25 protein-coding genes and 1 tRNA gene are annotated in these 24917 nt (G+C 70.7%); 13 read left to right on the forward strand and 13 right to left on the reverse strand.

Going from position 1 to position 24917, the window contains the following annotated elements:
* Window positions 1-177: 177 nt before the first annotated feature.
* Both DS843_RS25910 and DS843_RS25915 read right to left on the reverse strand, forming a co-directional pair.
* Window positions 178-909 carry a metallophosphoesterase family protein gene (locus DS843_RS25910; protein ID WP_149471717.1) on the reverse strand — a complete coding sequence of 244 codons (732 nt, stop codon included), beginning with the start codon at window positions 907-909 and terminating at the stop codon, window positions 178-180.
* Complete coding sequence (locus DS843_RS25915; RefSeq protein WP_149471718.1) at window positions 902-1663, reverse strand: nucleotidyltransferase family protein; 762 nt, start codon at window positions 1661-1663, stop codon at window positions 902-904. The genes DS843_RS25910 and DS843_RS25915 overlap by 8 nt, the downstream gene beginning before the upstream one ends.
* 157 nt (window positions 1664-1820) lie before the next feature.
* Here DS843_RS25915 and DS843_RS25920 point away from each other — a divergent pair, with 157 nt between their 5' ends.
* From DS843_RS25920 to DS843_RS31390, 7 genes are all read left to right on the forward strand, one after another.
* On the forward strand, window positions 1821-2381 hold the full coding sequence (locus tag DS843_RS25920; RefSeq protein WP_149471719.1) for a hypothetical protein: 561 nt from the start codon (window positions 1821-1823) through the stop codon (window positions 2379-2381).
* Window positions 2381-2656, forward strand: coding sequence for a hypothetical protein (locus DS843_RS25925; RefSeq protein WP_286192325.1), 276 nt, complete (start codon window positions 2381-2383; stop codon window positions 2654-2656). The genes DS843_RS25920 and DS843_RS25925 overlap by 1 nt, the downstream gene beginning before the upstream one ends.
* A gap of 150 nt (window positions 2657-2806) precedes the next feature.
* Window positions 2807-3601 carry a cold-shock protein gene (locus DS843_RS25930; protein WP_149471720.1) on the forward strand — a complete coding sequence of 265 codons (795 nt, stop codon included), beginning with the start codon at window positions 2807-2809 and terminating at the stop codon, window positions 3599-3601.
* A gap of 148 nt (window positions 3602-3749) precedes the next feature.
* On the forward strand, window positions 3750-5381 hold the full coding sequence (locus DS843_RS25935; protein ID WP_149471721.1) for an alpha-D-glucose phosphate-specific phosphoglucomutase: 1632 nt from the start codon (window positions 3750-3752) through the stop codon (window positions 5379-5381).
* A 140-nt stretch (window positions 5382-5521) separates the two neighbouring features.
* Window positions 5522-6034: a peptide-methionine (R)-S-oxide reductase MsrB gene (gene msrB / locus DS843_RS25940; RefSeq protein WP_149471722.1), complete on the forward strand. Its 513-nt coding sequence runs from the start codon at window positions 5522-5524 to the stop codon at window positions 6032-6034.
* A 49-nt stretch (window positions 6035-6083) separates the two neighbouring features.
* The gene (locus DS843_RS25945; RefSeq protein ID WP_149471723.1) at window positions 6084-7103 is read left to right on the forward strand and encodes an LLM class flavin-dependent oxidoreductase; all 1020 of its coding nucleotides are present in this window, start codon (window positions 6084-6086) and stop codon (window positions 7101-7103) included.
* Between the two features lie 139 nt (window positions 7104-7242).
* The gene (locus tag DS843_RS31390) at window positions 7243-7413 is read left to right on the forward strand and encodes a hypothetical protein (RefSeq protein WP_167525470.1); all 171 of its coding nucleotides are present in this window, start codon (window positions 7243-7245) and stop codon (window positions 7411-7413) included.
* A gap of 1 nt (window position 7414) precedes the next feature.
* On the opposite strand, the gene DS843_RS25950 is transcribed toward DS843_RS31390, so the two are convergent.
* Window positions 7415-7804: an STAS domain-containing protein gene (locus DS843_RS25950; protein WP_167525471.1), complete on the reverse strand. Its 390-nt coding sequence runs from the start codon at window positions 7802-7804 to the stop codon at window positions 7415-7417.
* A 101-nt stretch (window positions 7805-7905) separates the two neighbouring features.
* On the opposite strand from DS843_RS25950, the gene icmH reads away from it, so the two are divergent.
* The 3 genes from icmH to tagF are packed head-to-tail and all read left to right on the forward strand — an operon-like array spanning window position 7906 to window position 11898.
* The gene (gene icmH, locus DS843_RS25955; protein WP_149471725.1) at window positions 7906-9249 is read left to right on the forward strand and encodes a type IVB secretion system protein IcmH/DotU; all 1344 of its coding nucleotides are present in this window, start codon (window positions 7906-7908) and stop codon (window positions 9247-9249) included.
* Between the two features lie 10 nt (window positions 9250-9259).
* Complete coding sequence (gene tssM, locus DS843_RS25960; RefSeq protein ID WP_286192328.1) at window positions 9260-11254, forward strand: type VI secretion system membrane subunit TssM; 1995 nt, start codon at window positions 9260-9262, stop codon at window positions 11252-11254.
* Window positions 11254-11898 (forward strand): type VI secretion system-associated protein TagF, encoded by a 645-nt coding sequence (gene tagF / locus DS843_RS25965; RefSeq protein ID WP_149471727.1) that lies wholly within the window; start codon window positions 11254-11256, stop codon window positions 11896-11898. Before tssM ends, tagF begins: the two co-directional genes overlap by 1 nt.
* Window positions 11899-11922: 24 nt before the next feature.
* Here the strand turns inward: tagF and DS843_RS25970 are convergent, their stop codons facing one another.
* A complete protein-coding gene (locus tag DS843_RS25970) occupies window positions 11923-12576 on the reverse strand; it encodes an OmpA family protein (RefSeq protein ID WP_149471728.1) in 654 nt (217 codons plus the stop codon).
* A 115-nt stretch (window positions 12577-12691) separates the two neighbouring features.
* Between DS843_RS25970 and DS843_RS25975 the strand changes: the two genes are divergently transcribed.
* The 3 genes from DS843_RS25975 (at window position 12692) to DS843_RS25985 (ending at window position 15640) form a co-directional block, all read left to right on the forward strand.
* The gene (locus DS843_RS25975) at window positions 12692-13729 is read left to right on the forward strand and encodes a DctP family TRAP transporter solute-binding subunit (protein ID WP_167525472.1); all 1038 of its coding nucleotides are present in this window, start codon (window positions 12692-12694) and stop codon (window positions 13727-13729) included.
* Window positions 13730-13847: 118 nt separating this feature from the next.
* Entirely contained in the window at window positions 13848-14357 is a 510-nt protein-coding gene (locus DS843_RS25980; protein ID WP_286192329.1) for a TRAP transporter small permease, read from the forward strand.
* Window positions 14357-15640 (forward strand): TRAP transporter large permease, encoded by a 1284-nt coding sequence (locus DS843_RS25985; RefSeq protein ID WP_149471729.1) that lies wholly within the window; start codon window positions 14357-14359, stop codon window positions 15638-15640. Before DS843_RS25980 ends, DS843_RS25985 begins: the two co-directional genes overlap by 1 nt.
* Window positions 15641-15643: 3 nt before the next feature.
* On the opposite strand, the gene DS843_RS25990 is transcribed toward DS843_RS25985, so the two are convergent.
* The 9 genes from DS843_RS25990 to DS843_RS26030 form a co-directional block, all read right to left on the reverse strand.
* Window positions 15644-16558 (reverse strand): DMT family transporter, encoded by a 915-nt coding sequence (locus DS843_RS25990; protein ID WP_149471730.1) that lies wholly within the window; start codon window positions 16556-16558, stop codon window positions 15644-15646.
* 59 nt (window positions 16559-16617) lie between these two features.
* Window positions 16618-16983 (reverse strand): hypothetical protein, encoded by a 366-nt coding sequence (locus DS843_RS25995; protein ID WP_149471731.1) that lies wholly within the window; start codon window positions 16981-16983, stop codon window positions 16618-16620.
* Between the two features lie 149 nt (window positions 16984-17132).
* The gene (locus tag DS843_RS26000; RefSeq protein WP_167525473.1) at window positions 17133-18698 is read right to left on the reverse strand and encodes a glycosyltransferase; all 1566 of its coding nucleotides are present in this window, start codon (window positions 18696-18698) and stop codon (window positions 17133-17135) included.
* Window positions 18699-18783: 85 nt separating this feature from the next.
* Window positions 18784-18858: transfer RNA gene (locus DS843_RS26005), tRNA-Thr, on the reverse strand.
* An 81-nt stretch (window positions 18859-18939) separates the two neighbouring features.
* Window positions 18940-20859 carry a DNA helicase RecQ gene (gene recQ / locus DS843_RS26010; protein WP_149471733.1) on the reverse strand — a complete coding sequence of 640 codons (1920 nt, stop codon included), beginning with the start codon at window positions 20857-20859 and terminating at the stop codon, window positions 18940-18942.
* Window positions 20860-21299: 440 nt separating this feature from the next.
* On the reverse strand, window positions 21300-21743 hold the full coding sequence (locus DS843_RS26015; RefSeq protein WP_149471734.1) for a (deoxy)nucleoside triphosphate pyrophosphohydrolase: 444 nt from the start codon (window positions 21741-21743) through the stop codon (window positions 21300-21302).
* Window positions 21743-22273 (reverse strand): GNAT family N-acetyltransferase, encoded by a 531-nt coding sequence (locus DS843_RS26020; RefSeq protein WP_149471735.1) that lies wholly within the window; start codon window positions 22271-22273, stop codon window positions 21743-21745. The genes DS843_RS26015 and DS843_RS26020 overlap by 1 nt, the downstream gene beginning before the upstream one ends.
* A 27-nt stretch (window positions 22274-22300) precedes the next feature.
* Window positions 22301-23539 carry a bifunctional glutamate N-acetyltransferase/amino-acid acetyltransferase ArgJ gene (gene argJ / locus DS843_RS26025; protein ID WP_149471736.1) on the reverse strand — a complete coding sequence of 413 codons (1239 nt, stop codon included), beginning with the start codon at window positions 23537-23539 and terminating at the stop codon, window positions 22301-22303.
* A gap of 164 nt (window positions 23540-23703) precedes the next feature.
* A complete protein-coding gene (locus DS843_RS26030) occupies window positions 23704-24642 on the reverse strand; it encodes a peptidylprolyl isomerase (RefSeq protein ID WP_149471737.1) in 939 nt (312 codons plus the stop codon).
* Window positions 24643-24917: the final 275 nt, after the last annotated feature.

Consider the following 24917-nt stretch of genomic DNA (forward strand, 5'->3'; position numbering starts at 1 on the left):
GCATCGTGCCCGCACCCTATCCGGAACGCCGCCGAGGGGGTAGTGCGGCGGCTGCATGGCGGGGGTGTGGGGGTGGTTGCATTGGGCCCCCCTCCCTAACCCTCCCCTGCGAAGCGGGGGAGGGAAGGGGCCCGCGGCGAAGCCGTGGGAAGGGTGGGGACAATCGGAGCCGTCGTCTCACAGCTCGATCAGCGCGTAGGGCCTGCCCGACTCCTTCTCGATGGTCTGGGCGACGTTGTAGACCGGCGTGCCGCGCAGGGTCTTGCCGGCGTAGCTGCCGTGGTGGGCGTGGCCGTGGACGACCGCCCGCACATGAAAGCGGTCGATGGTCTCCGCCAGACGGGAGGAGCCGAGGAAGGGATAGATCTCCGGCGGTTCGCCCCGCACCGTCTCGGCGATGGGGGCGTAGTGCAGGACGACCAGGGTGCGTTCCGTCTCCAACTGGCGCAGAGCGCTTTCCAGCCGCATGGCCTCGTTCAGCGCCTCGTGCACGAACTGCTTGATCGCCGGTTCGCCGAAGGCGTCCAGCATGCGGTTCTCGAACCCGCCGCCGAAGCCCTTCACCCCGGCGAAGCCGACGCCGCGGATCTCCACCGGGTTGCCGTCCAGGAAGCGGACGCCCGCCTGCTCCAGGATGCGCTGAAGCTCCTCGACATGGCCGCATTCGTGGTCGTGGTTGCCCAGGACGGCGACCACCGGGATGCCGATGGCACGCAAATCCTCGGCCAGCACCTCCGCCTCGCGCGGCTTGCCGTGGTTGGTCAGGTCCCCCGCCAGCGCCAGCACGTCCGCCCGGTCGGCGATCTCCTGGAACAGCTCGCGGTAGGGGTGGGTGGAGGTCTCCCCCACATGGATGTCGCCGATGGCGGCGACCTTGATGGTTCCTTCAGCCCGCGTGTTTTCAACCATGCTTCGTTTCCTCGCCGACGACGTCGGCGAACCCCCAGTCCGTGACGTCGATCCGATAATCCTCGCGCGAGAACAGCCGCCCCCGGCATATGCGGGTCTGCGGCACCGGCAGCTTCGCGCGCTCGTTCAGGCGCTCCAGCAGCTCCTGCAACAGCCAGTCGGGAATGTGATCGCGTTCCGTCGGGTAGATGAAGCGGAAGTTCAGGACGTGCATCAGCAGCACTTCCCAATATTGCTCCATGTGGCCGAGCAGCCGTTTCCAGTCGATCTGGGCGTGCTGCTTCAGGATCATGTGCGCGACGTCGGGGCCGTCGTACTTGTGCCGCATCTGCACGAACGCCTTGGAGAAGACCATTTCCGTCGGCGGGATGAGCTGCACGTCGGCGCCGCAGACCAGCGCGCGGTGATCCTCCTCGAACCAGCGGTCGTTGACCGGGTTGATGGCGGCGGCGGAGTTGAAGATCACGTCGAAGAACAGGTCGCCGTGCAGGACCTTGCCGATCCACCGCTCGTCCTCGATCGCCGTCGCGAAGCCGCGGTCCTGGAAATGCGCGAGGATGCGCGGGAAGTCGCCGCCCCGGCAGAAGATGTCGATGTCCTTGGTGGGCCGTGTGATGCCGGTGTAGGCGCTGAGCGCGAAGGTGCCGCCCAGCAGGAAGGGGATGCCGGACTCCTTCAGGACCTTCAGGCTCTCCGTGTAGAAGGCTTCGGCCTCGGCGGAAACGTCCGCACGGCCTTCGCGGTTGCTGTCCATCGAACCCCTTCTCCCCCGCCGTTGTCTTGTGGGCCTTCAACAGGCGGAAACGGCGAAACGGCACCAGCCGGTCGGCGGGCGGGGCGGGAAAAGGCGGGTGGAACCGCCGCCCCGCTACACCGGTTGAGGGTGGTATTGCTGATGGGGAGGCCAACCGATGGCACGACATCCGAATCCAGGGGCAATCCCACGGGGCTTTCTGCTCGCCGCCGGCCTGATGCTGTGCGGCGCCGGTCCGGCGCTGGCGCAGGGAAGCTGCGCCGCGCTGGTGGACCGCTTCGCCGCCGACCACAACCTGTCGGCCAGCCCGCCGCCGGTCGCCGCCCCGCCGGGCAGTTCCGGTTCCACGGCGGCCGACGGGGCGCTGCCCAGCGGGCGGTCGGGGCAAGGTTCCGGGGCGACGCCGGACCAGCTCGCCCGCTCGGGCGGAGTGGTCGCGCCGCCGGCCTCGGGCGATCAGGCGGTGATCGAGCCGCCGCGCACCGGCGCCCCCATGCCGACCGCCCCGGCGGTGCGGCCCGACGCCGCCCCCAACAGCGGCTCCTCCATGGAGAGCGGGTCGATGGGGCAGGCGGCGCGCAACGCCCAGATCGAATCGCTGGTGACCGCCGCGCGCTCCGCCGCGAAGGATGGCAACGAGCAGCTCTGCATGGAGTCGCTGGACAAGGCGCGCAACCTCACCCGCGCCGCGCCGGGAGTGACGGGAGGGGGCGGCTGATGGCGACGGCGAGGATGATGGCCGGGATGGCGACGGCAGAGATGGCGCTGGCCGGGGTAGAGTTGGCCGGGGTGGAGTTGGCCGAGTTGAGCGTCGCAGGCCCTTTTCCGCCCACCCCGCCCACGCCCGACATGCCGGTGCCGCCGCCCGGCATGCCGGATCTGCCCGGCGACCCGTCCCGCCCGCCGATCAAGGAGCCGCCGGACCCCATTCCCGTCCCGCCGGAGGAACCGCCGCCAAACCCCGAACGGCTGGCCCCCGAACGGCTGGCCTGAAAATCGCCGTCTGGGAGAAAAATGGCACCGGGGCCGCGGGCGCGCGAAACGACGCGCCTGCGGTCTTGTGATTCGCGCGAGGAAAGGCGATGTCTTCTCCTGGGCACCGAAGGCCGGTGCCGCGTCGTCTCTTGGAGTTCAGTGGGTCTCATGCACCGTCAACCCCCGCGCCAGCACGTCTACCGCCAGCCCGTCGTCCTCGGCACCCAGGTTCAGGCCACCGTGAAGTGGTACGATCCCAACCGCGGCTTCGGCTTCGTGAAGTTCGAGGATGGGTCGCCCGACGCCCTGATCCCCGCCGCCATCGTCGCCACCGCCGGCCACGACTCCCTGCCCGACGGCGCCACCGTCGTGGTGGACATCGTGGAGGGGCGCAAGGGCAACCAGGTCTCCGCCCTGCATTCCGTCGACACCTCCACCGCCGCACCGGCCCGCGCGCCGCGTCCCCAGGGGCCGCGCCCGTCCTATGGCGAGCGGAGCTTCGGCGAGCGTGGCGGTGACCGGGGCGGTGACCGCGGTTTCGGTGACCGGAGCTTCGGGGATCGTGGCGAGCGCGGCTTCGGTGGCCGTGGACCGGGCGACCGGGGCAACAGCCGTGGTTTCGGTGATCGCGGGGGCGACCGGGGCTTCAACGATCGGGGCGGCGACCGCGGCTTCAATGATCGTGGCTTCAACGACCGGGGCGGCGACCGTGGCGGCTTCGGCGGCCCGCGCCGTCCGGCGGCGGGCGGTCCGACCTCCCAGACCGAAGGCACGGTGAAGTGGTTCAACGCCACCAAGGGCTTCGGCTTCATCGCCCAGGACGGCGGCGGCCAGGACGTGTTCGTCCACATCAAGGCGGTGGAGCGCTCCGGCCTTCAGGGGCTGAACGACGGCCAGCGCGTCCGCATCTCCGTCCGCCAGGGCGACAAGGGTCCGGAAGCCGTCTCGGTGGAAGAGGCGTAAGGCTCCGGTCTACCGAAGGTGGGCCACCGAAGGTAGGGTGTCAATCGGACCAGTTGAACGGCGGCGCAAAGCCGCGCATCGTGGCGGGGCGGGGTGGCGGTGCGACGGCGCGCCGCCCCGGCCCGACACGACCAAGAGAGGACGTCCAGTGGTTCCCGTCACCTGTCCGACCACGCCCTTCGACGGGCAGAAGCCCGGCACCTCCGGGCTGCGCAAGGCCGTCACGGTCTTCGAGCAGCCGCGCTACCTGGAGAATTTCGTCCAATCCATCTTCGACTGCGTGGACGGGCTGGCCGGCGCCACGCTGGTGATCGGGGGCGACGGGCGGTATCACAACCGCACCGCCGTGCAGACCATTCTGCGCATGGCCGCGGCCAACGGCGTCGCGCGCGCGGTCGTCGGGCGCGGCGGCATCCTGTCCACCCCGGCGGCCTCCTGCGTCATCCGCAAGCGGGGCGCCGTCGGCGGCGTGATCCTGTCGGCCAGCCACAACCCCGGCGGCCCGGACGGCGATTTCGGCATCAAGTTCAACGCCGCCAACGGCGGCCCGGCGCCGGAATCGATGACCGACGCCTTCTTCGCCCGCTCCAAGGTCATCGCCGCGTACAAGACCCTGGAGTCGCCCGATCTCGACCTCGACACGCTCGGCGAGACGGCGCTCGGCGGCATGGCGGTGGAGGTCATCGACCCGGTGGCCGACTATGCGGAGCTGATGGAGTCGCTGTTCGACATGGCGGCCATCCGCGCCATGTTCGCGTCGGGCTTCCGCATGGTGTTCGACGCCATGCACGCGGTCACCGGCCCCTACGCCACGGAAATCCTGGAGCGTCGCCTGGGCGCCCCCGCCGACACCGTCATCAACGGCACGCCGCTGGAGGATTTCGGCGGACACCACCCCGACCCGAACCTCGCCCACGCGGAGGAACTGGTGGAGCGGCTGTTCGGGCCGGACGCGCCGGATTTCGGCGCCGCGTCGGACGGCGACGGCGACCGCAACATGATCCTGGGCCGCAACGTCTTCGTGTCGCCCAGCGACAGCCTCGCCGTGCTGGCCGCCAACGCCACCCATGTCCCGGCCTTCAAGGGCGGTCTGGCGGGAGTCGCCCGTTCCATGCCGACCAGCCGGGCGGTGGACCGGGTGGCGGCGAAGCTGGGGATTTCCTGCTACGAGACGCCGACGGGCTGGAAGTTCTTCGGCACGCTGCTCGACGCCGGGCGCATCAACCTGTGCGGCGAGGAGAGCTTCGGCACCGGCGCCGACCATGTGCGGGAGAAGGACGGGCTGTGGGCCGTCCTGATGTGGCTCAACGTCCTGGCCGCCCGCGGCCTGTCGGTGGCCGAGTTGATGGCCGAACATTGGGGCACCTACGGGCGCACCTATTACGGCCGCCACGATTACGAGGCCATCCCGCAGGAGGCCGCCGACGCCCTGATCGCGGAACTGCGCGCCAAACTGGCGGGGCTGGCCGGCACGGATCTCGGCGGGCGCACGGTCTCCGCGGCGGACGAGTTCGCCTACACCGACCCGGTGGACGGCAGCCGGTCCGAGCGGCAGGGCCTGCGCGTCGGGTTCGAGGACGGGTCGCGCATCGTCTACCGTCTGTCCGGCACCGGCACGTCGGGCGCCACGCTCCGCGTCTATTTCGAGCGGTACGAGCCGGTCGGCGGGGACCATGGGATGAACGCCCCGGCGGCGCTGAAGCCGCTGGCCGATCTGGCGGCGGAGCTGGCCGGCATCGAACGGCACACCGGACGGACCAAGCCGGACGTTGCCACCTGACGGCGGGCCTTTTCCCTTGTGAACAGGGGCGGTTCCCCATTCCCTCCACGCAGGGAAGATAACCGGCGGACGCCGGGTGTCATCGGCGCGGGAGCCGCCCATATCCCCTGTGACCGTCATTCCGTCACAGGAGCCGCCCGATGTCCGCCCCCTCCAACCGCTCCCCGGTCAGTTCCGCCCCGGCGTCGCCCGCCGGCTTCGACCTGACGCCGCCGACGCCGGATCAGCGCGCGGCGCTGGTGGAGCGCCTGTCGGACGAGGAGCGGCACGTCCTGCTCAGCCACGGGACGGAGGCGCCCTTCTGCGGCGGCCTGCTGGACAACAAGAAGCCGGGCATCTACGCTTGCCGGCTGTGCGGCCTGCCGCTGTTCCAATCCGCGACGAAGTTCGAGTCCGGCACCGGCTGGCCCAGCTTCACCGCCCCCTTCGACAACGCGCATCTGAAGCTGGTGCAGGACACCAGCCACGGCATGGTGCGGGTGGAAACCCTGTGCGCCCGCTGCGGCAGCCACCAGGGCCACGTCTTCCCCGATGGCCCGGCGCCCACCGGTTTGCGCTTCTGCATCAACTCCGTCTCGCTGGCCTTCGTGCCGGAGGGGGAGGGGTTGGCGAAGAGCGTGCAGGATTGGGTGGAGGAGGGGGCGGCGTTTTAGCTCACGGTGCCCCCACCCCGAACTCCCCGTTTCACTGGATATCCCCTTCATGCCGTCCGACGACTTGTCCCTTCCGCCGATTTCCGTTCTCGACCTCGCCCCCGTGCCGCAGGGAAGCACGCCGGGCGACGCGCTGCGCAACACGCTGGACCTCGCCCGCCATGCCGAACGGCTGGGCTACCGCCGCTATTGGCTGGCGGAGCACCACAACATGACCGGCATCGCCAGCGCCGCCACCTCCGTCGTCATCGGCCATGTGGCGGCGGGCACCTCGACCATCCGCGTGGGGGCCGGCGGCATCATGCTGCCCAACCATTCGCCGCTGGTGATCGCCGAGCAGTTCGGCACGCTGGAAGCGCTGTTTCCGGGCCGCATCGACCTCGGCCTGGGCCGGGCGCCCGGCACCGACCAGATGACCCTGCGCGCCCTGCGCCGCGACCCGTCGGTGGCCGAGCAGTTCCCACAGGACGTGCTGGAGCTTCAGGCCCTGCTCGGCCCCGTCCAGCCCGGCCAGCGGGTGCAGGCGGTGCCCGGCGCCGGGTCGAACGTGCCGTTGTGGATTCTCGGCTCCAGCCTGTTCGGCGCGCAGTTGGCGGCGGCCTTCGGGCTGCCCTACGCCTTCGCCTCGCATTTCGCGCCGGACGCGCTGATGCGGGCGCTGCGGGTCTACCGGGACAACTTCACCCCCTCCGCGCAGCTCGACCGGCCCCACGCCATGGTCGGGGTGAACGTCTTCGCCGCCGAGACCGACGCGGAGGCGCGCCGGCTCTTCTCCTCCGCCCAGCAGAGCTTCACCCATCTGATCCGCGGCACCCGCGGCCAATTGCCGCCGCCCATCGACGACATCGAGAGCTACTGGGCGCCCCACGAGAAGGCCCAGGCCATGAACATGCTCTCCTGCTCCTTCGTCGGCTCGGCGGAGACGGTGCGGCGCGGGCTGGAGTCCTTCCTCGCCGAGACCGGCGCCGACGAGATCATGGTGGCCTCGGCCATTTACGACCATGCGGCGCGGGTGCGCTCCTACGAGATCCTGGCGGAGGTCCACCGGTCGCTCGGCGCCGCGGCCTGACGCGCTCCAATTAGGAGGAACGGGCCGGCGCAACCGCACTGCGCGCTTCGCGGACTGCGCCATGGACCACGCCGGAGGGAAGACTTATCGTCTGTGGCCCGGCGTCGCGTGACGCGGTTCACAGAGATGGAGAGGGGATATGGCCGAGATTCCCCACGCCAGCAGGGTCAACGTGACGCTTGAACTGCCGCTCGACGTCTATCGGCGTCTGGAACGGCGGGCGCGCTATATGAGCGTTACCGTGGAAGCGCTTGTGAAGATTATGCTGGCGCAGCAGCTTTACGAATCCAGTCTTCGCAACATGGACTAATTCATTGTTGTGATGCGGCGCGCATGGCGGCCTCCACGGCGGCCTCCAGGTCGCCGTGGCTCTCCACCAGCGGCGACAGCCCGGCCTCGTCCAGGACGGCGCGGACGGGGGCGGGCACCGCCGTCAGCACGATGCGCCGGCCCGCGCTCCTGGCCTGCCGCACCGCCAGCAGCAGCGAGCGCAGCCCCGCCGGGGTCAGTTGCGTCACCGCCGACAGGTCGAGCACCAGCCCGACCGGCGCCTTTGCGGGCGCGTCCGGGGCGGCATCCGGTGCCGGGGGGGCCAGCGCGGCCATCAGCCGCGCCTCGAACCGGGGGGCGGCGGCGCTGTCGATCGGCCCCACCGGGCGCAGGATCGTCACGTCGCCTCGGACCTCTTCCGCGATTTGCATCAAACCCTCCGATTTCCCCATCCGGCCGGGCCTGCTATACCTCTTCCGGCGGGGGATTTCCCATCACACGGATCATCGTACAGCAGAGCGGCGGCGGGGGCATGGAATCGGACGGACGCTTCGGCGGCGGGGCGGGCCTGCGGGACGGCGGAGAGTTTCCCGCGGAGCCCGGCACGGGGCCGCGCGCGCTGCCGGCCTTCCTCGCGGCGGGTCCCGCCGTTCCTCCGGAGGAGCGCCCGACGGCCGACGCTCCGCCGGACCAGCCGGCGCGGCTGCGCGGGGCGCTGAACCCGCTGCTGGCCGCGGCGGGGCCGCTGCTCGACCTCGCCGGGGCGCTGCGCGAACGCTCCGGGTATGAGAACCCGGAAGCGCTGCGCGACCCCATCCTGGCCGACATCCGCCGGTTCGAGGCGGAGGCCGCCGCCGCGGGCGTGCCGCCGGAGGAGGTGCGCGTCGCCCGCTTCGCGCTGTGCACCATGCTGGACGACGTGGTGCGGGCCACCCCCTGGGGGGCGCGCTGCCGCTGGGCGCGCGACGGGCTGGCGGCGGTGGTGGACCCCGTTGCCGGCGGGCCGGACCGCTTCTTCGACCTGCTCGACACCATGCTGAGCGACCCGCGCCTGCACCGCCGGGAGCTGGAGCTGTTCTACGCCTGCCTGTCGCTGGGTTTCGAGGGGAAGTTCCGCGACAAGCCGCGCGGCGCCCACGATCTTGCCCACCTGCGGGACGAGCTGTTCCGCGTGCTGCGCCGCCTGCGCGGGGAGCGGGAGCGCGCGCTGTCGCCGCAATGGCGGGGCGTGGCCGAACGATTCCGCCCGCTGGGCCTCGTCCTGCCGCCCTGGCTGGCGGGGGCGGCGGTCGCCGCCCTGCTGGGCGGGCTGTTCCTGCACCTGTCGGTCTCGCTGGGCAGCCGGGCGGACGAGGTGGTGGTCCGGCTGGGCGCGCTGCTTCCCGACCGTCCGCTGGAGCTGGTCCGCGCCGCCCCGCCGCCGCCGCCCAGCGCCGGGCCGGCGCTGGCCGTCCGGGTCACCGCCCTGCTTCAGCCGGAAATCCGCTCCGGCGCGGTGGCGGTGCTGGCCGGCGACGACGGGGCGCTGGTCATCCGCATCGAGGGGGCGGGCATGTTCGCCACCGGCAGCGACGCGATCCGCGCCCGCTACCGCGCCGTGGTCGACCGCGTCGGGCAGGCGCTGGGTCCCGAGGCGGGGCGCGTGGTGGTGGTCGCCCACACCGACGACCAGACGCCGCACACCGGCCCGCTGCCCACGGCGGAGGCGCTGACCCAGGCGCGGGCGCTGGCCGTCCTGAAGATCCTGGAGCGCACGCTGGGTCCCGACCGCCTGACCGCCGAAGGGCGGGGCGAGCGCGAGCCGCTGGCCCCCAACACCACGCCGGCCAACCGGGGCGCCAACCGGCGCGTCGATGTCCGGCTCTACCCCGAATAGGCCGCGGCCCATGCGCGAACCGTCCTCGCAAGCCCGCCCCGAAACTCGCGACTCCCGCCGGTCCCGCCGCCCCGCTCCGGCGATGGCGCCGCGCCTGCGCTGGTGGGCCACCCTGGGGGTCGCCCTGTCGGTGGGGCTGCTGGGCTGGGCGGTGACGCCGCTGCTCGGGGTGGGGGGCTTGGCCCGCCTGTTGCCGGCGCTGCTTCTGCTCGGCCTGTGGTACGCGCTGAACCGGCGCGAGGACGGTCGGGAGAGCGCCGCCAACGCCCGCTTCGTGGAAGCGCTGGCGGCATCCCGCGATCCGGAGCTGAAGGCGTCGCTGGACGAGCTGGGCACGGTGCGCGAGCGGCTGGACGCCGTGATCGACCGGCTTAAGACGCAGCGCTTCGGCGCGCGCTGGGGCGGGCAGTATCTCTACCAGCTTCCCTGGTATCTGGTGATCGGCGCCCCCGGCTCGGGCAAGACCACGGCGCTGGCCAACGCCCGCCTGGGAGCGGCGCTGGGCGGCGGGCTGGACGGCATGCCGGTGCAGAATCTGGGCGGCACCCGCAATTGCGACTGGTGGTTCACCGACGAGGCGGTGCTGATCGACACGGCGGGCCGCTACACCACCCAGGACAGCCGCCGTGCGGTGGACGGGCGCGTCTGGTCCGGCCTTCTCGACCTGCTGAAGGAGCACCGCCCGCGCCAGCCGGTGAACGGCGTGCTTCTGACCATCAGCCTGACCGACCTCGCCGCCTGGAGCGACGAGGAGCGGCACAACCACGCCATCACCATCCGTCAGCGGCTGGGCGAGCTGCGCGCCCATCTGGGCATCCGCGTGCCGGTCTATCTGCTGTGCACCAAGGCCGACCTCGTGGACGGCTTCACCACCTATTTCGACCCGCTGGACCGGGCGGAGCGCGCCCAGGTCTGGGGCATCACCTTTCCGGTGGAGGACGTTCCCCCCGGCCCGCTGGCCAGCTTCCACGCGCAGTTCGAGGCGCTGCTGCGCCGGCTGGAGGAACGGCTTCCCGAACGGCTGCACCAGGAACCGGACATCCAGCGGCGCAGCGACGCCTTCGCCTTCCCCCTGCGCATGGCGGAGTACGAGGCGGCCCTGGCCGACCTCGTGGACACCGCCTTCACCGCGGAGGCGGAGGAGGCGGTGCCCCTGCTGCGCGGCATCTACCTCAGCAGCGCCACCCAGCCCGGCGCCTCCGCGGAGTCGCCGGCCCAGACCTTCTTCCTGGAACGGCTTCTGCCCGAGGTGGTCTTCCCCGAGGCGAACATGGTCGGGGTGGACCGCGCGCTGGAGCGGGCGCAGCGCCGCAACTACGCCTGGGCGCTGGGCGGGGCCGCGGCGGCGGGGCTTCTGCTGGGGCTGGCCGGGCTGAACAGCCACCGCGTCAACGACGCGCTGCTGGCGCGGGCGGAAGCGGCGGTCGCGGAGGCGGAGGAGCGGCTGCGCGCGCTGGACACCCCGCCGCGCTCCCTGACGCGGGTGGACGACGCCGATTTCCTGGCGGTGCTGCCGGCGCTCGACGCGCTGCGCGCCCTGCCCGCGGGCTGGACCGAGCGGGCGGAGCGGCGGGCGTCCCTGCTCGGCTTCGGCCTGTCGCAGGGGGAGCGCGTTGGCCTTCCCGCGGAGGACGTCTACCGGCGGGCGCTGCGCAGCGTCTTCCTGTCGCGCATCGTCCTGCGGCTGGAGGAGCAGCTCCGCACCGGCTGGGCGCGGCCCGACCTGCTGCGCCAGAGCCTGCGCGCCTACGCCATGATCGGCGGGCGGGAGCCGCTCGACCCCGCGGTGCTGGCCGAATGGCTGGCCGCCGACTGGCAACGCACCTTGCCCGGTCCCGCGCATGAGGCGCAGCGCCGGGCGCTGGGCGACCATCTGGCCGCGCTGGTGGAGGCCGGCTTCGCCCCGGTGCCGCCGGACGAGGCGCTGGTGTCCCGCGTTCTGGACGTGCTGGGCCAGCCGGCTCCGTCCGCTCCCCAAGGGTCCGGCAACGGCGGGGCCGGCTGATGAGCCCCGGTTTCGCGGTGGGCTTCCATGGAAAGGTGCCGGCGCGCGGCGATTTCGTGGGATACGGCCTGCCGCGCGGCGTGCTGATTCCTTGGGACGCCTGGCTGACGGAGGTTCTGGAGGCGGCGGTGCGCCAGCTCGGCACGTCCTGGGAACGGCTGTTCCAGTCGGCCCCGGTCTGGCGTTTCGCGCTGTCGCCCGGCCTGTGCGGGGAACCGCCGCTGGCCGGCATCATGATGCCCAGCGCCGACCGGGTGGGGCGGCAGTACCCCTTCACCATCGTCGGCACGCTGCCCTACGGCACGGATCTGGCGGTGGTGCCCGTGGCCTGCCTGCACTGGTTCACCCGCGCGGAGTCCATCGCCGCCGACGCCTGCCGCGCCGGGGCGGACGTGGACGCTCTGCCCGCCCGCATGGCCATCCTGGGCCGCCCGGAGCCGAACGGTGCCGATCCCACGGTCGCCACCGTGGTGGAGGAGCGCGTCGGCCCCCTGCCGCCCCGCGCCAGCCTGTGGTGGAGCCGCGGCGGCGGGCGGGTTCCGCCGTCGGTGCTGACCTGCTGCGGCCTGCCCCGCTCCACCCGCGCCGCGGCCTTCATCGACGGGGCCTGGCAGCGCCGGGGATGGGACGATCTGGACGGGTAGGGTGTCGCGCCGGGCCCCCAAACCTCATCCCCCCAGATTGACGATTTCCACCCGCCGGTTCTCCGCCGCTTTCGGCTTGCCGGGCAGCAGCGGTTCCCGCGCGCCCATTCCGGCGGTGTCCAGCCGGTCGCGGCGCACGCCGTGCCGCTCCGCCAGATAATCCGCCACCGCGTCGGCGCGGCGCTGTGACAGCGTGAGGTTGGCCGCGTCGCCGCCCACCGCGTCGGTGTGGCCGACGATGCGGAAACGGGCGGTCGCCGCCTCCGGCGCCGTCATCACCGCCCCGATGCGGTCGAGCACCGCCCGCGATTCCGGGCGGATGCGCGCGGAGTTGAAGTCGAAGCCGATCCGGAAGACGGCGCGCAGCCCGGCCTTCAGCGCGTCGACGGGCGGGTCCCGGGGCGGTTCCGGCAAGGCGGGCACGGCCACCGGGGCGGGAGCCGGCGCGGGCGGTGGAGCGGGCGCCGGGGTGGCCGCGACCGGCGGCGGGGGCGGGCGCTTCATCAGGATGGGCGGGCAGCCGGGACCGGCGGCGCCCAGAAGGGCCGCCTGGATCTCGCATTCGCTGGGATTCGGGCCAAGCGGGACGGAGGGCGGGACCGGCGCCTGCGCCAGGACCGGAAGCGCCGCCAGTCCAAGAGCAAAAGCCCCGATGGTTGGGATTTTCCGCGTTTGCATGACCGCATTGTCCAAGCTCCGGAACGGGAGGTCAAATTCCGCGTGGAACACTTGTGCGCGCCTCTGTACGATCCCGGTCCGATCTTTCGTTTGCGGTATCTGGGAGGAAAGAAGAATGAAGTCGATGAAGGCGCTGTTCGCCGGTCTGGCGCTGGCGGCCATGGTCCTGCCGGGCGTGCTCGCCAACGGCGCGGCGGCGGCGGACTACAAGGCCGAATACAAGCTGTCCACCGTGCTGGGCAAGCCGTTCCCCTGGGGCATCGGCGGCGACCGCTGGGCCGAGCTGGTCAAGGAAAAGACCAACGGGCGCATCAATGTGAAGATGTATCCCGGCTCCGCGCTGGTGAACGGCGACCAGACCAAGGAATTCACCGCGCTGCGCCAGGGCGTGATCGACATGGCGGTGGGCTCCACCATCAACTGGTCGCCGCAGGTGAAGGAGCTGAATCTCTTCTCGCTGCCCTTCCTGATGCCTGACCACAAGGCCATGGACGCGCTGACCCAGGGTCCGGTCGGCAAGCAGCTCTTCGACCTGCTCGCCACCAAGGACGTGGTGCCGCTGGCCTGGGGCGAGAACGGCTTCCGCGAGATCTCCAACTCCAAGCGCGCCATCCGCACGCCGGAGGATCTGAAGGGCCTGAAGATCCGCGTCGTCGGCTCGCCGCTCTACCTCGACACCTTCACCGCGCTGGGCGCCAACCCGACGCAGATGAGCTGGGCCGACGCGCAGCCCGCCCTGTCCACCGGCGCCGTCGACGGGCAGGAGAACCCGGTGGGCGTGTTCGTCGCCGGCAAGCTGCCGACGCTGGGCCAGAAGCACCTGACCCTGTGGGGCTACGTCGCCGACCCGCTGATCTTCGTGGTCAACAAGGAGGTCTGGAACGGCTGGTCCAAGGAAGACCAGGAGGCGGTGCGCGCCGCCGCCGTCCAGGCCGCCGCGGAAGAGGTCGCCATTGCCCGCAAGGGCATCACCGCCCAGGACGACAGCCTGCTGAAGGACATCGCCGGCCAGGGCGTGGAGGTCGTGCAGCTCACGCCCGAGCAGCAGAAGGCGTTCCAGAAGGCCACCCAGGCCGTCTATGACAAGTGGGCCAAGACGATCGGCCCGGACCTCGTGAAGGCCGCCGAAACGTCCATCGCCGACCGGAAGTAAGCCTGCCGCCTGCCGTGCTATTGCCCCCACCCTGACCCTCCCCCGCTGTCGCAGGGGAGGGAGGGACCCGCGAAGCGGGAGGGTGGGGGCAACCGGTTCCCAATTCGAGACCATCTCAATGAACAACGACCTGCTGGAAGCCGGCATGGCGACGGAGCAGCCCAAGACGCGGGTGCCGGTGACGCTGGAACGCGCGCTGGCCGCCCTGTCCATGGCCGCCCTGTGCCTCGTCACCTTCGCCAACGTCGTGACGCGCTACCTGACCGACGTGTCGCTGGCCTTCACCGAGGAGTATTCGATCTTCCTCCTGGTGGTCATGACGTTGTTCGGTTCCGCCGTGGCCGCCGCCGCCGACCGGCACATCCGGATCACCTTTCTCGCCGACAAGCTGCCGCCGCCCGTCCGCCGCGTGACGGAGCTGGTGGCCTGGACGGCGGCTCTGGTCATGTTCGGCCTGCTCGTCTGGTACGGCGGGCGCCTGACCTACGACCAGTGGCGGTTCGAAGAGACTTCGCCCGGTCTGGGCAATCCGCAATGGCTCTATACGGTCTGGCTTCCGCTGCTGTCGGCGGTGGTGGCCCTGCGCGTGATCGGGCGCCTGATCCGCACGGCGAAGGGAACGGCCTGATGGCGATGACGATTCTGTTCGGCGGCTTCCTGCTGCTTCTGGTGATCGGCGCGCCGCTGGCGGTGGCGCTGGGGCTGGCGGGGTCTCTGGCGATCCTGGACGCGCAGCTCGGCATCCTGTCGGTGCCGACCAACGTCTATGCGGGCATCGCCAAGTACCCGCTGCTGGCGATCCCGGTCTTCATCCTGGCCGGCCTGATCTTCGAGCGGGCGGGCGTCGCCAAGCAACTCGTCACCTTCGCCTCCTCCATCGTCGGGGCGAAGAACGGCGGGCTGGCGGTGGTGGCGATCCTGGTCTGCATGGTGATGGGCGGTATCTCCGGCTCCGGCCCCGCCGACGCGGCGGCGGTCGCCACGGTGATGATCCCGTCCATGCACAAGGCCGGCTATCCGAAGGCCTTCTCGGCCAGCGTGATCGCCGCCGCCGCGGCCACGGCCATCCTGATCCCGCCATCGGTTGCCTTCATCATCTACAGCGTGCTGGTGCCCCAGGCGTCGGTGCCGGCGCTGTTCGCGGCGGGCCTGATCCCCGGCATCCTGGCCGGCCTGTCGCTGCTGGCGCCGACGATCTGGCTGTCGCGCAAGCACGGCTTCGGTTTGAAGGACGCCGGACCGCGTCCTCCCTTCTGGCGCAGCCTGCGGCAGGCGATCTGGGGGCTGCTGGCTCCGGTCATCATACTGGGCGGCCTGCGCACCGGCGCCTTCACCCCGACCGAGGCGGCGGTGGTCGCCGTCTTCTACGGTCTGGCGGTGGGTGCCTTCATCTACCGCAGCCTGACCTGGCGGGAGCTGTACGAGGTGCTGGCCGAGGCGGCGGAGATGTCCGCCGTGGTGCTTCTCATCATCGCGCTGTCCAGCGTCTTCGCCTGGGCGGGCAGCACGATGGGCGCCTTCGACCGGGTGGCCGCCATGGCGGTCGAGGGGGTGGGCCACGAAATCCTCGTGCTTCTTCTTCTGAACGTGGCGCTGCTGGCGCTGGGGATGGTGCTGGACGCGGTGTCGATCTTCCTGATCCTGCTGCCGCTGCTGACCCCGATCATGACCGCCTTCCAGTGGCACCCGGTGTGGTTCGGCGTGATGCTGACCATGAACCTCGCCATCGGCCAGTTCACCCCGCCCATGGCGGTGAACCTGATGGTGACCACGCGGGTGGCCGGCATCAGCATCGAATCGACGGTGCGCTGGGTGCTGTGGATGGTCGCGGCGATGCTCGGCGCGCTGGTCCTGGTGACCTTCGTGCCGGAACTGTCGCTCTGGCTGCCCCGGAAGCTCGGCTACCTGTAGCCCTCAGCTCTTGGCGCGGCGGGTGGCCAGAAGGATGCCCGCCGCGATCAGGCCGATCCCGGCGGCGTGGTAGAGGTGGGGCTGCTCGCCCAGGAACAGGATGGCGAGGATGCTCCCGAACACCGGCATCAGATGGATGCACATCCCCGCCGTGTTGGCGCCCACCAGCGCGACGGCGCGGTTGAAGCAGAGATAGGCCGCGATCGACGGGAACAGCGCCACATAGGCGACCGCCCCCAGTGCCGTCGGGGAGAGCGGCATCGGGTCCCCGCCGATGCTTTCCCACAGATAGAAGGGCAGCAACATCGCCGCCCCGCCCGCGAAGGTGACGGCGATGAAGCTGAGGCCGTGCACCGCCGGGCGGCGGCGCAGCAGGGCGGTGTAGGCGGCGTAGCCGAGCACCGCCGCCAGCACCCACAAATCCCCGGCGTTGAGCTGCAGCCCGATCAGCACCGCCGGGTCGCCCCGCGCGATCAGCGTCAGGGCGCCCACCAGCGACACGGCGATGCCCAGCCCCTGCAGCGGGGTCACCCGGTCGCCGAACAGAGCCAGGCTCATCAACACGATCAGCACCGGCATGGAGGACTGCATCATCACCGCGTTCAGCGCCGTGGTGGTGTGGAGCCCGACATAGAGGAAGGTGTTGAAGACCGCGATGCCCAGCCCGGACAGCAGCAGGACCACCGGCCAATGCCGGGCCAGCGCGCGCGCGTCGTGCCGCAGGTGCCGCCACGCGAAAGGCAGCACCAGCAGCATCCCCAGCGTCCAGCGCCAGAAGGCCAGCCCGACCGGCGGCACCTCGCCCGACACCGCGCGGCCCAGGACGGCGTTGCTGGACCAGAAGAGCGGCGGCAGCATCATCAGCAGCCACGCCTGATCGAAGAGGCGGCGTCGGGCTGGGGTGGCGTTCTCGCTCACGTCTTGGCACTCGTCAGGCTGGGCGTCGGGCCGGGTATCGGGCTGGTGCGCGTGGCGGCTCAGCCGCGGCGGCGCGGGGAGGCGAAGGGGGCGCGGGGACCATCGCCGCGGGGACCGTCGCTGCGGAAGCCCTCGCCGCGCGGGCCGTCACGGCGCGGGCCGTCGCCCTTGGGACCACGCCCATCGCCACGGGAGCCCTCGCCGCGCGGGCCGTCGCCGCGGCCTTCGCGCGGGGGCTTCGGCGGCAGGCGCATTTCCGCGTCCAGCTCGGCGATGCGCTTCACCAGCGCTTCGCGGATCGCCGGGGCCGCGTGGGACTTCAGGGTGGCAAGCTGCTCCTTCAACTGCTGGAGCTGGAGCTGCTTCTGCTCCCGCGTGCGCTTGATGGCGACGTTGTCGGAATGCTGGCCGTCGAAGGCGCGCATGGAAAGGTCCTCGTTGAAGAAAATAAGACACCCGCCGCGGCGTCCCAGCGGACGCCCGGTCGGGGAGCGCGGATTATTGGAAAGGCACCGGCGCCAAAGCAAGCCGGGAGTTTGCTCCGCCGGTGCGATAAAGCGGTTGACGGCGGCGATCAGGGGGCGGCGGGCGGCCTTTCGCGGAACAGCGACACGGCCTCGTCCAGATAGCGCGACAGGGCGGCGGCGGCCTCCTCCGGCCCGGTGCGGCGCGACCCTTGGACGCGGGCCTCGGCGGCGGCGGCGGCCAGGACGGCGGGGTCGGCGGCGAGCGCGGACAGCCGCTCCACGAAGGCGCCGTAGTCGGGGTGGATGAAGCGCGGACCGACGACGCTGGCGACGTCCCCGGCGGGAAGCGACAGCGGCACGGCGCCGGCGGTCAGGGCCTCGGCGACGCTGGCGCCTCCGCCGGTCCGCCGGGGATTGACATAGGCGTCGCAGACCGCCAGCAGGGCGCCCATGTCCGACACATAGCCCAGATGGCGCAGCCGTTCGGCGTGGCGCGACGCGGCCAGCCTTCCGGGCAGGGCGTCGGCATGGCCGGCGAAGACGGCGACCGCGCGGGGCACGCGGTCGAACAGCGTCTCCAGCATGGCGAGGAAGGCGCCGTCCGCCTCCTCGTCCAGCCGGTTGCCGACCACCGCGCAGACGAAGGCGTCCTCCGCCAGCCCGAAAGCGGCGCGCGAGCCGGCCACCCTCGGTGCGCCGCCGGCCAGCGAATGCAGGAAGCGGAAGGGCCGCCAGGACCGGGCCAGCGGGCCGTGCGCGGGGGCGGCCCCGCCGCCGAAATCCAGCACGACGTCGGCCAGCGACAGGGTGGCCCCGGTGGTGGTCGGGATGCACAGGGTGGGGCGCGTTCCGGCCATGAGGTCCGCCACGACGCTCGACCCGCCGAGCGACAGCACCAGATCGGGATCGAGCGCCGCGATGGCCTCCATGAACCAGGCGATCTTGCCGGGGCTGACGCAGGGCTCGACGGAGGACAGCATCCGGTAGGCGCGCCCGTCCGCCTCGATCATCTGCTTGCCGGTGAAGGCGGGTTCCACCGACGCCGCGAAGGATGGCACGAACAGGCTGTGGATCTCCGACGGCATGATGTTGGTGTTGAGGATCACCACCTCCCGCCCGCAGCGGTCTTCCAGAAGGGCGGCGTAGGACAGCAGGTCCCGCGACGGCTGGTGGCGCAGCGACAGGAACTGGTTGGTCACCAGCACGACCCGCCCGGTGTCCGCTCCCCCGGTCCGGCGGGGGGGCGGGGCGATGGCCTGACGGCGGCGGATCTCCTCGACGATGCGGCGATAGAAAGGGAACTGCCGCTCCTCGAAGAAGCCGGGGCGGCTGGCCGGGTTCATCCGCATCAGGAACAACTGGCGCCCGACGCAGCAATGGATGTGCAGCAGCCCTTCCAGCCCCGACCGCGCGATGTTTCTCTCCACCGCGTCCAAGAGCTCGTCGTAGTAGCGCAGATCGCCCGAGACGGCGGCCATGGCCGACAGCAGCAGGATGGTGTCCGCTCCTCGCGCCAGCCGCGGCAACTCCCGCGCCGCCCGTGCCCGCTCGGTCTTGGGCCGGTCAAGAAACGCCTCGCAGAGAGTCTCGATGGCCTTCAGATCCTGCCCGCCGGTCACGGGGCGGCGCAAAGCGGCGGCGAGGTCGGCGAGGGGGGAGGTGGGCTGGGGCATCGGCCTTGCTGTAAAAGGAACGGCGCGATGAGTTGTGCCACACATGGAAAGGCCCCGGAAGGCGTTACCTTCCAGGGCCTTAGAGTGGTGCCGCAGCAGGGATTTGAACCCCGGACCTACTGATTACGAATCAGTTGCTCTACCCCTGAGCTACTGCGGCTTCGACGTCGGTGCGTCGTGGGCGCGGAAATTAACCGCGAGGGAGGACCGGTGCAAGCGCTTTTTTGGGAGATGGATAAAATTATCCTTTCTGGCGGATGACGTCCAGAAAGGGGTCGGCATAACGCTCCAGCTTGCGGGCGCCGACGCCGGGCAGGCGGGCGAAGGCGGCGCGGTCCATCGGGCGGGTGGCGACCATCTCCAGCAGCGTGCTGTCGTGGAAGATCACGTAGGGCGGGACCCCCTGCGCGCGGGCCAATTCGGTGCGGCAGTCCTTCAGCGCGTGCCACAGGGCGTCGTCGGCGGGGGACAAGGTGCCGCGGGCGCCGGCGCGCGACACGCCCTCGCCGGACAGGCTGCCAGAGGAAGGGGAGGAGCCGCCGCGGGAGACGTGGCGGCGCAGGGCGTCGTGGACGCCGCGGCGCTTCTCCACGACCGGGTCCTTGCGCAGCTTCACCGGCTGCTGGCCCTTGATAACCGGGATGCCCGCATCGGTCAGGCGGAAGCCGCCATAACCCTCCAGATCGACCGTCAGATAGCCGGCGGCGACGAGCTGGCGGTAGACCGACTGCCATTCCGCCTTCGACAGCTCCTTGCCGCAGCCGAAGGTCTTCAGCGCATCGTGCGCCTGCTGGGCCACCTTCTCCGTGGCGTTGCCCAGAAGCACGTCGATCAGGTGCCCGGCGCCATAGCGCTGGCCGGTGCGGTAGACCGCGGACAGGGCCTTCTGCGCGGCAATGGTGCCGTCCCAGGTCTCCACCGGCTCCAGGCAGGTGTCGCAGTTGCCGCAGGGCGCCTCCAGCGTCTCGCCGAAGTAGTTCAGCAGCACCTTGCGGCGGCAGGCGGAGGTCTCGCAGAAACCGAGAAGCGCCTCCAGCTTGGAGCGTTCGACGCGGCGGTGGGAATCGCCCGCCTCCGACTGCTCCAGCATCTGGCGCAAGGACACCACGTCGGCCATGCCGTAGCTCATCCAGGCGTCGGCGGGCAGGCCGTCGCGTCCGGCGCGGCCGGTCTCCTGGTAATAGGCTTCCAGGCTCTTGGGCGGGTCGAGGTGGCAGACGAAGCGCACGTTCGGCTTGTCGATGCCCATGCCGAAGGCCACCGTCGCCACCATGACGATGCCTTCGCCCTTGATGAACAGGTCCTGGTTCGCCTCGCGCACCTCCGGCGGCAGGCCGGCGTGGTAGGGAAGCGCCTCCCGCCCCTGCTGGTTCAGCCAAGCGGCGGTGTCCTCCACCTTCGCCCGCGACATGCAGTAGATGATGCCGGCGTCCTCGGGATGGTGCTCCCGCAGGAAGGCCAGCATCTGCTGGCGCTCGCTCTTCTTCGGGACGACGCGGTAGGTGATGTTGGGCCGGTCGAAGCTGGACAGGAAGACGCGGGCCTCGGTCAGCCCCAGCTTGTCCTTGATCTCCGCGCGGGTCTGCGCGTCCGCCGTGGCGGTCAGCGCGATGCGCGGCACGGTCGGGTGCCGCTCGTGCAGGATGGAGAGTTGAAGATACTCGGGCCGGAAATCGTGGCCCCACTGGCTGACGCAATGCGCCTCGTCCAGCGCGAACAGGGCGAGCGTCGTGCGGTCCAGCAAATCGAGGAAGCGCGGAGTGACCAGACGCTCCGGCGCCACATAGACGAGGTCGATCTCGCCGCGGACCATGGCGCGCTCCACGTCGCGCGCCTCGGCGGCGTCCAGGGAGGAGTTGAGGAAGGCCGCGCGCACGCCCAACTCGCGCAGCGCCGTCACCTGATCCCGCATCAGGGCGATCAGCGGAGAGACGACCACCGTCACGCCGTCGCGCACCAGCGCCGGCACCTGATAGCACAGCGATTTGCCGCCGCCCGTGGGCATGAGGACGAGCGCGTCGCCCCCACGGATCACATGGGCGATGATGTCGGCCTGCTGTCCGCGGAAGGCGGAATAGCCGAAGACCGACCGCAGCACCTCCAGGGCGGGATCGGAAGACGGGTCCGCCGGGCGGGCCGTGAAATTGAAGAGCGAGTCCACGCCGATGCGATTCAGATGCTGGTCCGTCTCTGGACGATTCAAAATCCGGTGGTCGGGTCAAAATCTGGTGGCCGGGATGCGATCCCGAACTCAACGGCTATGATGTGGCACAGTTCACCCGATTCGTGAAGACGCAATCCGGAATGGGTATGGGGACAAGGGTGGCGCATCGCGCGATGCGGGAAAAACTGTGGCGCGAATGCATCCGATCGTGTGTAAAGTGAAAACGGCGGGTGGAATTGGCCACCCGCCGTTTCGAAAGGAGAAAGAGGCATGCCAAAAATGCCCTTTTTCCTGGTGCTCCAGTGGCGGCGATGGCGGATCGAAATCCGCATCACCGTGCGCTAAGCACTAGGAGCGTGCCGGTGGGTGTTAGGAGCACCTGCCGGCCACTCCCGACACGATAGCGCAATTCCCCGGCGTTGCAAATCCCCAACCGGCTACAACAGGTCGCGCAGCATCGCCACCAGCGGCACGTCGGCGGGAGGCATGGGGTAATCGCCCATGCGGTTCGGATAGACCCAGGCGAGTTTCTGCCCCTCCAGCGCCACGACATCCCCTTCCCAGACGCGGCAGACGAACAGCGGCATCAACAGGTGGAAGCTCTCGTAGCTGTGCGAGGCAAAGGTGAAGGGGGCGAGGCAACTCGCCCCCGTGTCGATGCCCAGTTCCTCCTTCAACTCGCGGACCAGGGCGGCTTCCGGCGTCTCGCCCTCATGGACCTTGCCGCCGGGAAACTCCCACAGCCCGGCCAGCGATTTGCCGGGCGGGCGCTGGGCCAGCAGGACGCGCCCGTCGGCATCCACCAGCGCCACCGCGACGACCAGCAGGGTGGGCAGGGAGCCGGGGGCCGGGGTGGAGGAGGGATCGAAGCAGGCCGGCATCAGGCGGTCTCCTGGGTGAGAAACCGCCAGCGTCCGGCGGTCAGTTCATAATGGTCGGCATCGCCCGGCGGCGTGAAGCCCGCCTTTTCCAGCACGCGGCGGGAGCGGTGGTTGCCCGGCGCGATCCGCGCCCACAGGCGGGGCAGGCCCAGCGCGAAGGCGGCGGGGACGATGGCCCGCAGCATCTCCGTCCCGTAACCGATCCCCTGGTGCGGCAGGCCAAGCCAATAGCCGACTTCACCGCCTGCCTCACCGTCCGCCAGGATCACGCCGATGCCGCCAACCGGCTGCCCGTCATCCCGGCGCACCGCCAGAAGGTCGAGCGCGGCGCGCTCCGCCCGGTTGTGGGCGGCCAGGGCGACCCAGGCGCGCCCGTCCTCCAGGCTGTAGGGATGGGGTACGCGGGCGAGCCAGCGCGCCACCTCCCACTCCCCGATCAGCGGCACGAAGCGCTCCACATCCTCCGCGCGGAAGGGGCGGAGCGTCAGCCGCGCCGTGTCGAGGCGCTCGGGCAGGGGCGCGCCGGTCATGGCTGTTGGAGCGGGTCGGCGTGTGCCTCAGCTCCGGTAGGAGCCGTTGATGTCGATGTAGCCGTGGGTCAGGTCGCAGGTCCAGACGCGGGACTTGCCGGTGCCGATGCCCAGGTCGATGTGCACGTCGATCTCCTGGCCCTTCATGTGGGCGGCGACCGGCGCCTCGTCATAGCCCGGAACCTCCATGCCCTCGGCGCAGATCAGCGTGCCGCCGATGGTGATCTTGATGAGGTCGCGGTCGGCCCGCTCGCCCGCCCGCCCGATGGCGGCGACGATGCGGCCCCAGTTGGCGTCCTCGCCGGCCAGCGCGGTCTTGACCAGCGGAGAGTTGGCGACGGTGAGCGCGATGCGCTTGGCGGCGGCGTCGCTCTCGGCGCCGACCAGCGTGATCGAGACGAACTTGGTCGCCCCCTCGCCGTCGCGCACGATCTGCAGCGCGAGGTCGAGCATCACCTCTTCCAGCGCCCTGCGGAAGTCTGCCAGCTCCGGCGCCTGGGCGTCTGTCACCGGGGCGTTGCCGGCCTTGCCGGTGGCGAACAGCAGCAGAGTGTCGCTGGTCGAGGTGTCGCCGTCCACGGTGATGGCGTTGAAGCTGCGCTCCGTGAACTCCGACAGCATGGATTGCAGCGCCGGGGCGGCGATGGCGGCGTCGGTGAAGATAAAGCCCAGCATGGTCGCCATGTCCGGAGCGATCATGCCGGAGCCCTTGGCGAAGCCGCTGATCGTCACCGTCGTTCCGCCGATGGCGACCTGACGGGTCGAGCCCTTGGCGAAGGTGTCGGTGGTCATGATGGCGCGGGCACCGGCCTCCAGCGCCGCCGAGTCGTCCTTCAGATTCGGGACCATGCCCGGCAGGACCTTGGCGATGGCATCGGCGGCCAGCGGGATGCCGATCACGCCGGTGGAGGCGACATAAACCTCGTCCGTGGCGCAGCCGGCGATCTCCGCCGCGGCCTCGACGGTCGCCTTGACGGTGGCGTCGCCGGCCTTGCCGGTGAAGGCGTTGGCGTTGCCGGCGTTGACCACGACCGCGCGGGCCGAACCGCGGGACAGGCTGTCGCGGCACCAGATCACCGGGGCGGAGCAGGTCAGCGACCGGGTCAGCACGCCGGCCACGGTGGTGCCTTCGTCGAGCACGGCCAGCATCAGGTCGTCGCGGCCCTTGTATCGGATGCCGCTGTTGGCGGTGGCGATGCGCACGCCCGCCACGGGCGGGAGCGTCGGGAAGCCGGCGGGTGCCAGGGGGGAGACGGTCGTGGCCATGGGAACGGGCTCGCGGTTCTGGTGAGCGGGGGGTGTTGGGCAGTGATTGGGATGCAAGGCGCTTGCCCCCTCCCTAACCCTCCCCCGCTTCGCAGGGGAGGGGATTGGCTCCCTCCCCTGCGTTAGCGGGGGAGGGCCGGGGTGGGGGCAACCGGTTCCGGACCTTAGTTCTTCTTAGGCTCTTCGGCCTTGGGGGCGTCCTTCGCCGGCTCTTCCTTCGGCATCGGCGAGCCGTCGAGCTGGAAGGTTTCGACCTTCGCGGCCTTGCGCAGATCCTCGACGACGTTGTTCACGATGTCCTTGCTGAGCTGCTGTTCGAGCTGCGGCTTCACCTCGTCCAGGGTCGGCTGGGGCATGGTGCGCTTGTCCTCGACCTTGATGACGTGCCAGCCGAACTGGGTCTTCACCGGCTCCTTGCTGATCTCGCCCTTCTTCATGGCGAAGGCGGCGTCGGCGAAGGGCTCGACCATCGTGTCCTTGGTGAAGTAGCCGAGGTCGCCGCCCTGCTCGGCGGCCACCGGGTCCTTCGACTTCTCCTTGGCGAGCTTGGCGAAATCGCCGCCCTTGTTGAGCTGGGCGATGATGGCCTTGGCCTCGTCCTCCTTCTCCACGAGGATGTGGCTGGCCTTCACCTCTTCCTGCGGCGGGTTCTGCTTCAGGAAGTCCTTGTAGGCCTCGTCCAGCTTGGCCGGGGTGATGCGGGACTGGACTTCCTTCTGGATGTAGGCGCGCTGGACGGCGCGCTCCTCGGCGCGCTTGATCTCGTCCTTGACCTCCGGCGTGCCGGCGAGGTTGGCCTTGTAGCCGGCCTCCGCGACGAGCTTGGAGTTCACGAGCTGCTCGATCACCGCCGGGTAGATCATTTCCAGCGGCATCTGCTGCACCTGCGGCGGAAGCTGGGCGACCATGCGCTGGACGTCGGAGCGGTGGACCGCCTCGCCGTTGACGCGCGCCACCACCGGATCGGCGTCCGCCGGGGCGGGAGCGGCCTGCGCGGCCGGAGCGGGCGTGGCCGCGGGAGCCGGAGTCTGGGCGTGTGCGGCCAGCGCGACGCCGCAGGCGGCCATCGACAGCAGGGCGGCGCGGAACACTCGATTCACCATGGAGTCTTTTCCTTCCGGCGGATGTGTCTTGTCACGGTCAATGGCATGACAGAACGTCTTATGATTGGCGGCGGCTGTACGGACGATCCGGCTCCGCGCCCGAATCCGCGGGGGATTAAGCATGGGTTCGCGGCGCGGAGCAAGCGGTCGTGATGCGTGGCCGTGACGCCTTCCTTCGGCGCCCTGCTTCGACCGTGTTCAAGGCGATATGGCGGCGGAACGGTGGTGCTTCCAGGGCGCGCCACACGCCGATCGCCGCCCCATGCAGGGCCGGC

The organism is Roseomonas genomospecies 6 (genome assembly GCF_008365375.1).
Taxonomy (GTDB): domain Bacteria; phylum Pseudomonadota; class Alphaproteobacteria; order Azospirillales; family Azospirillaceae; genus Azospirillum.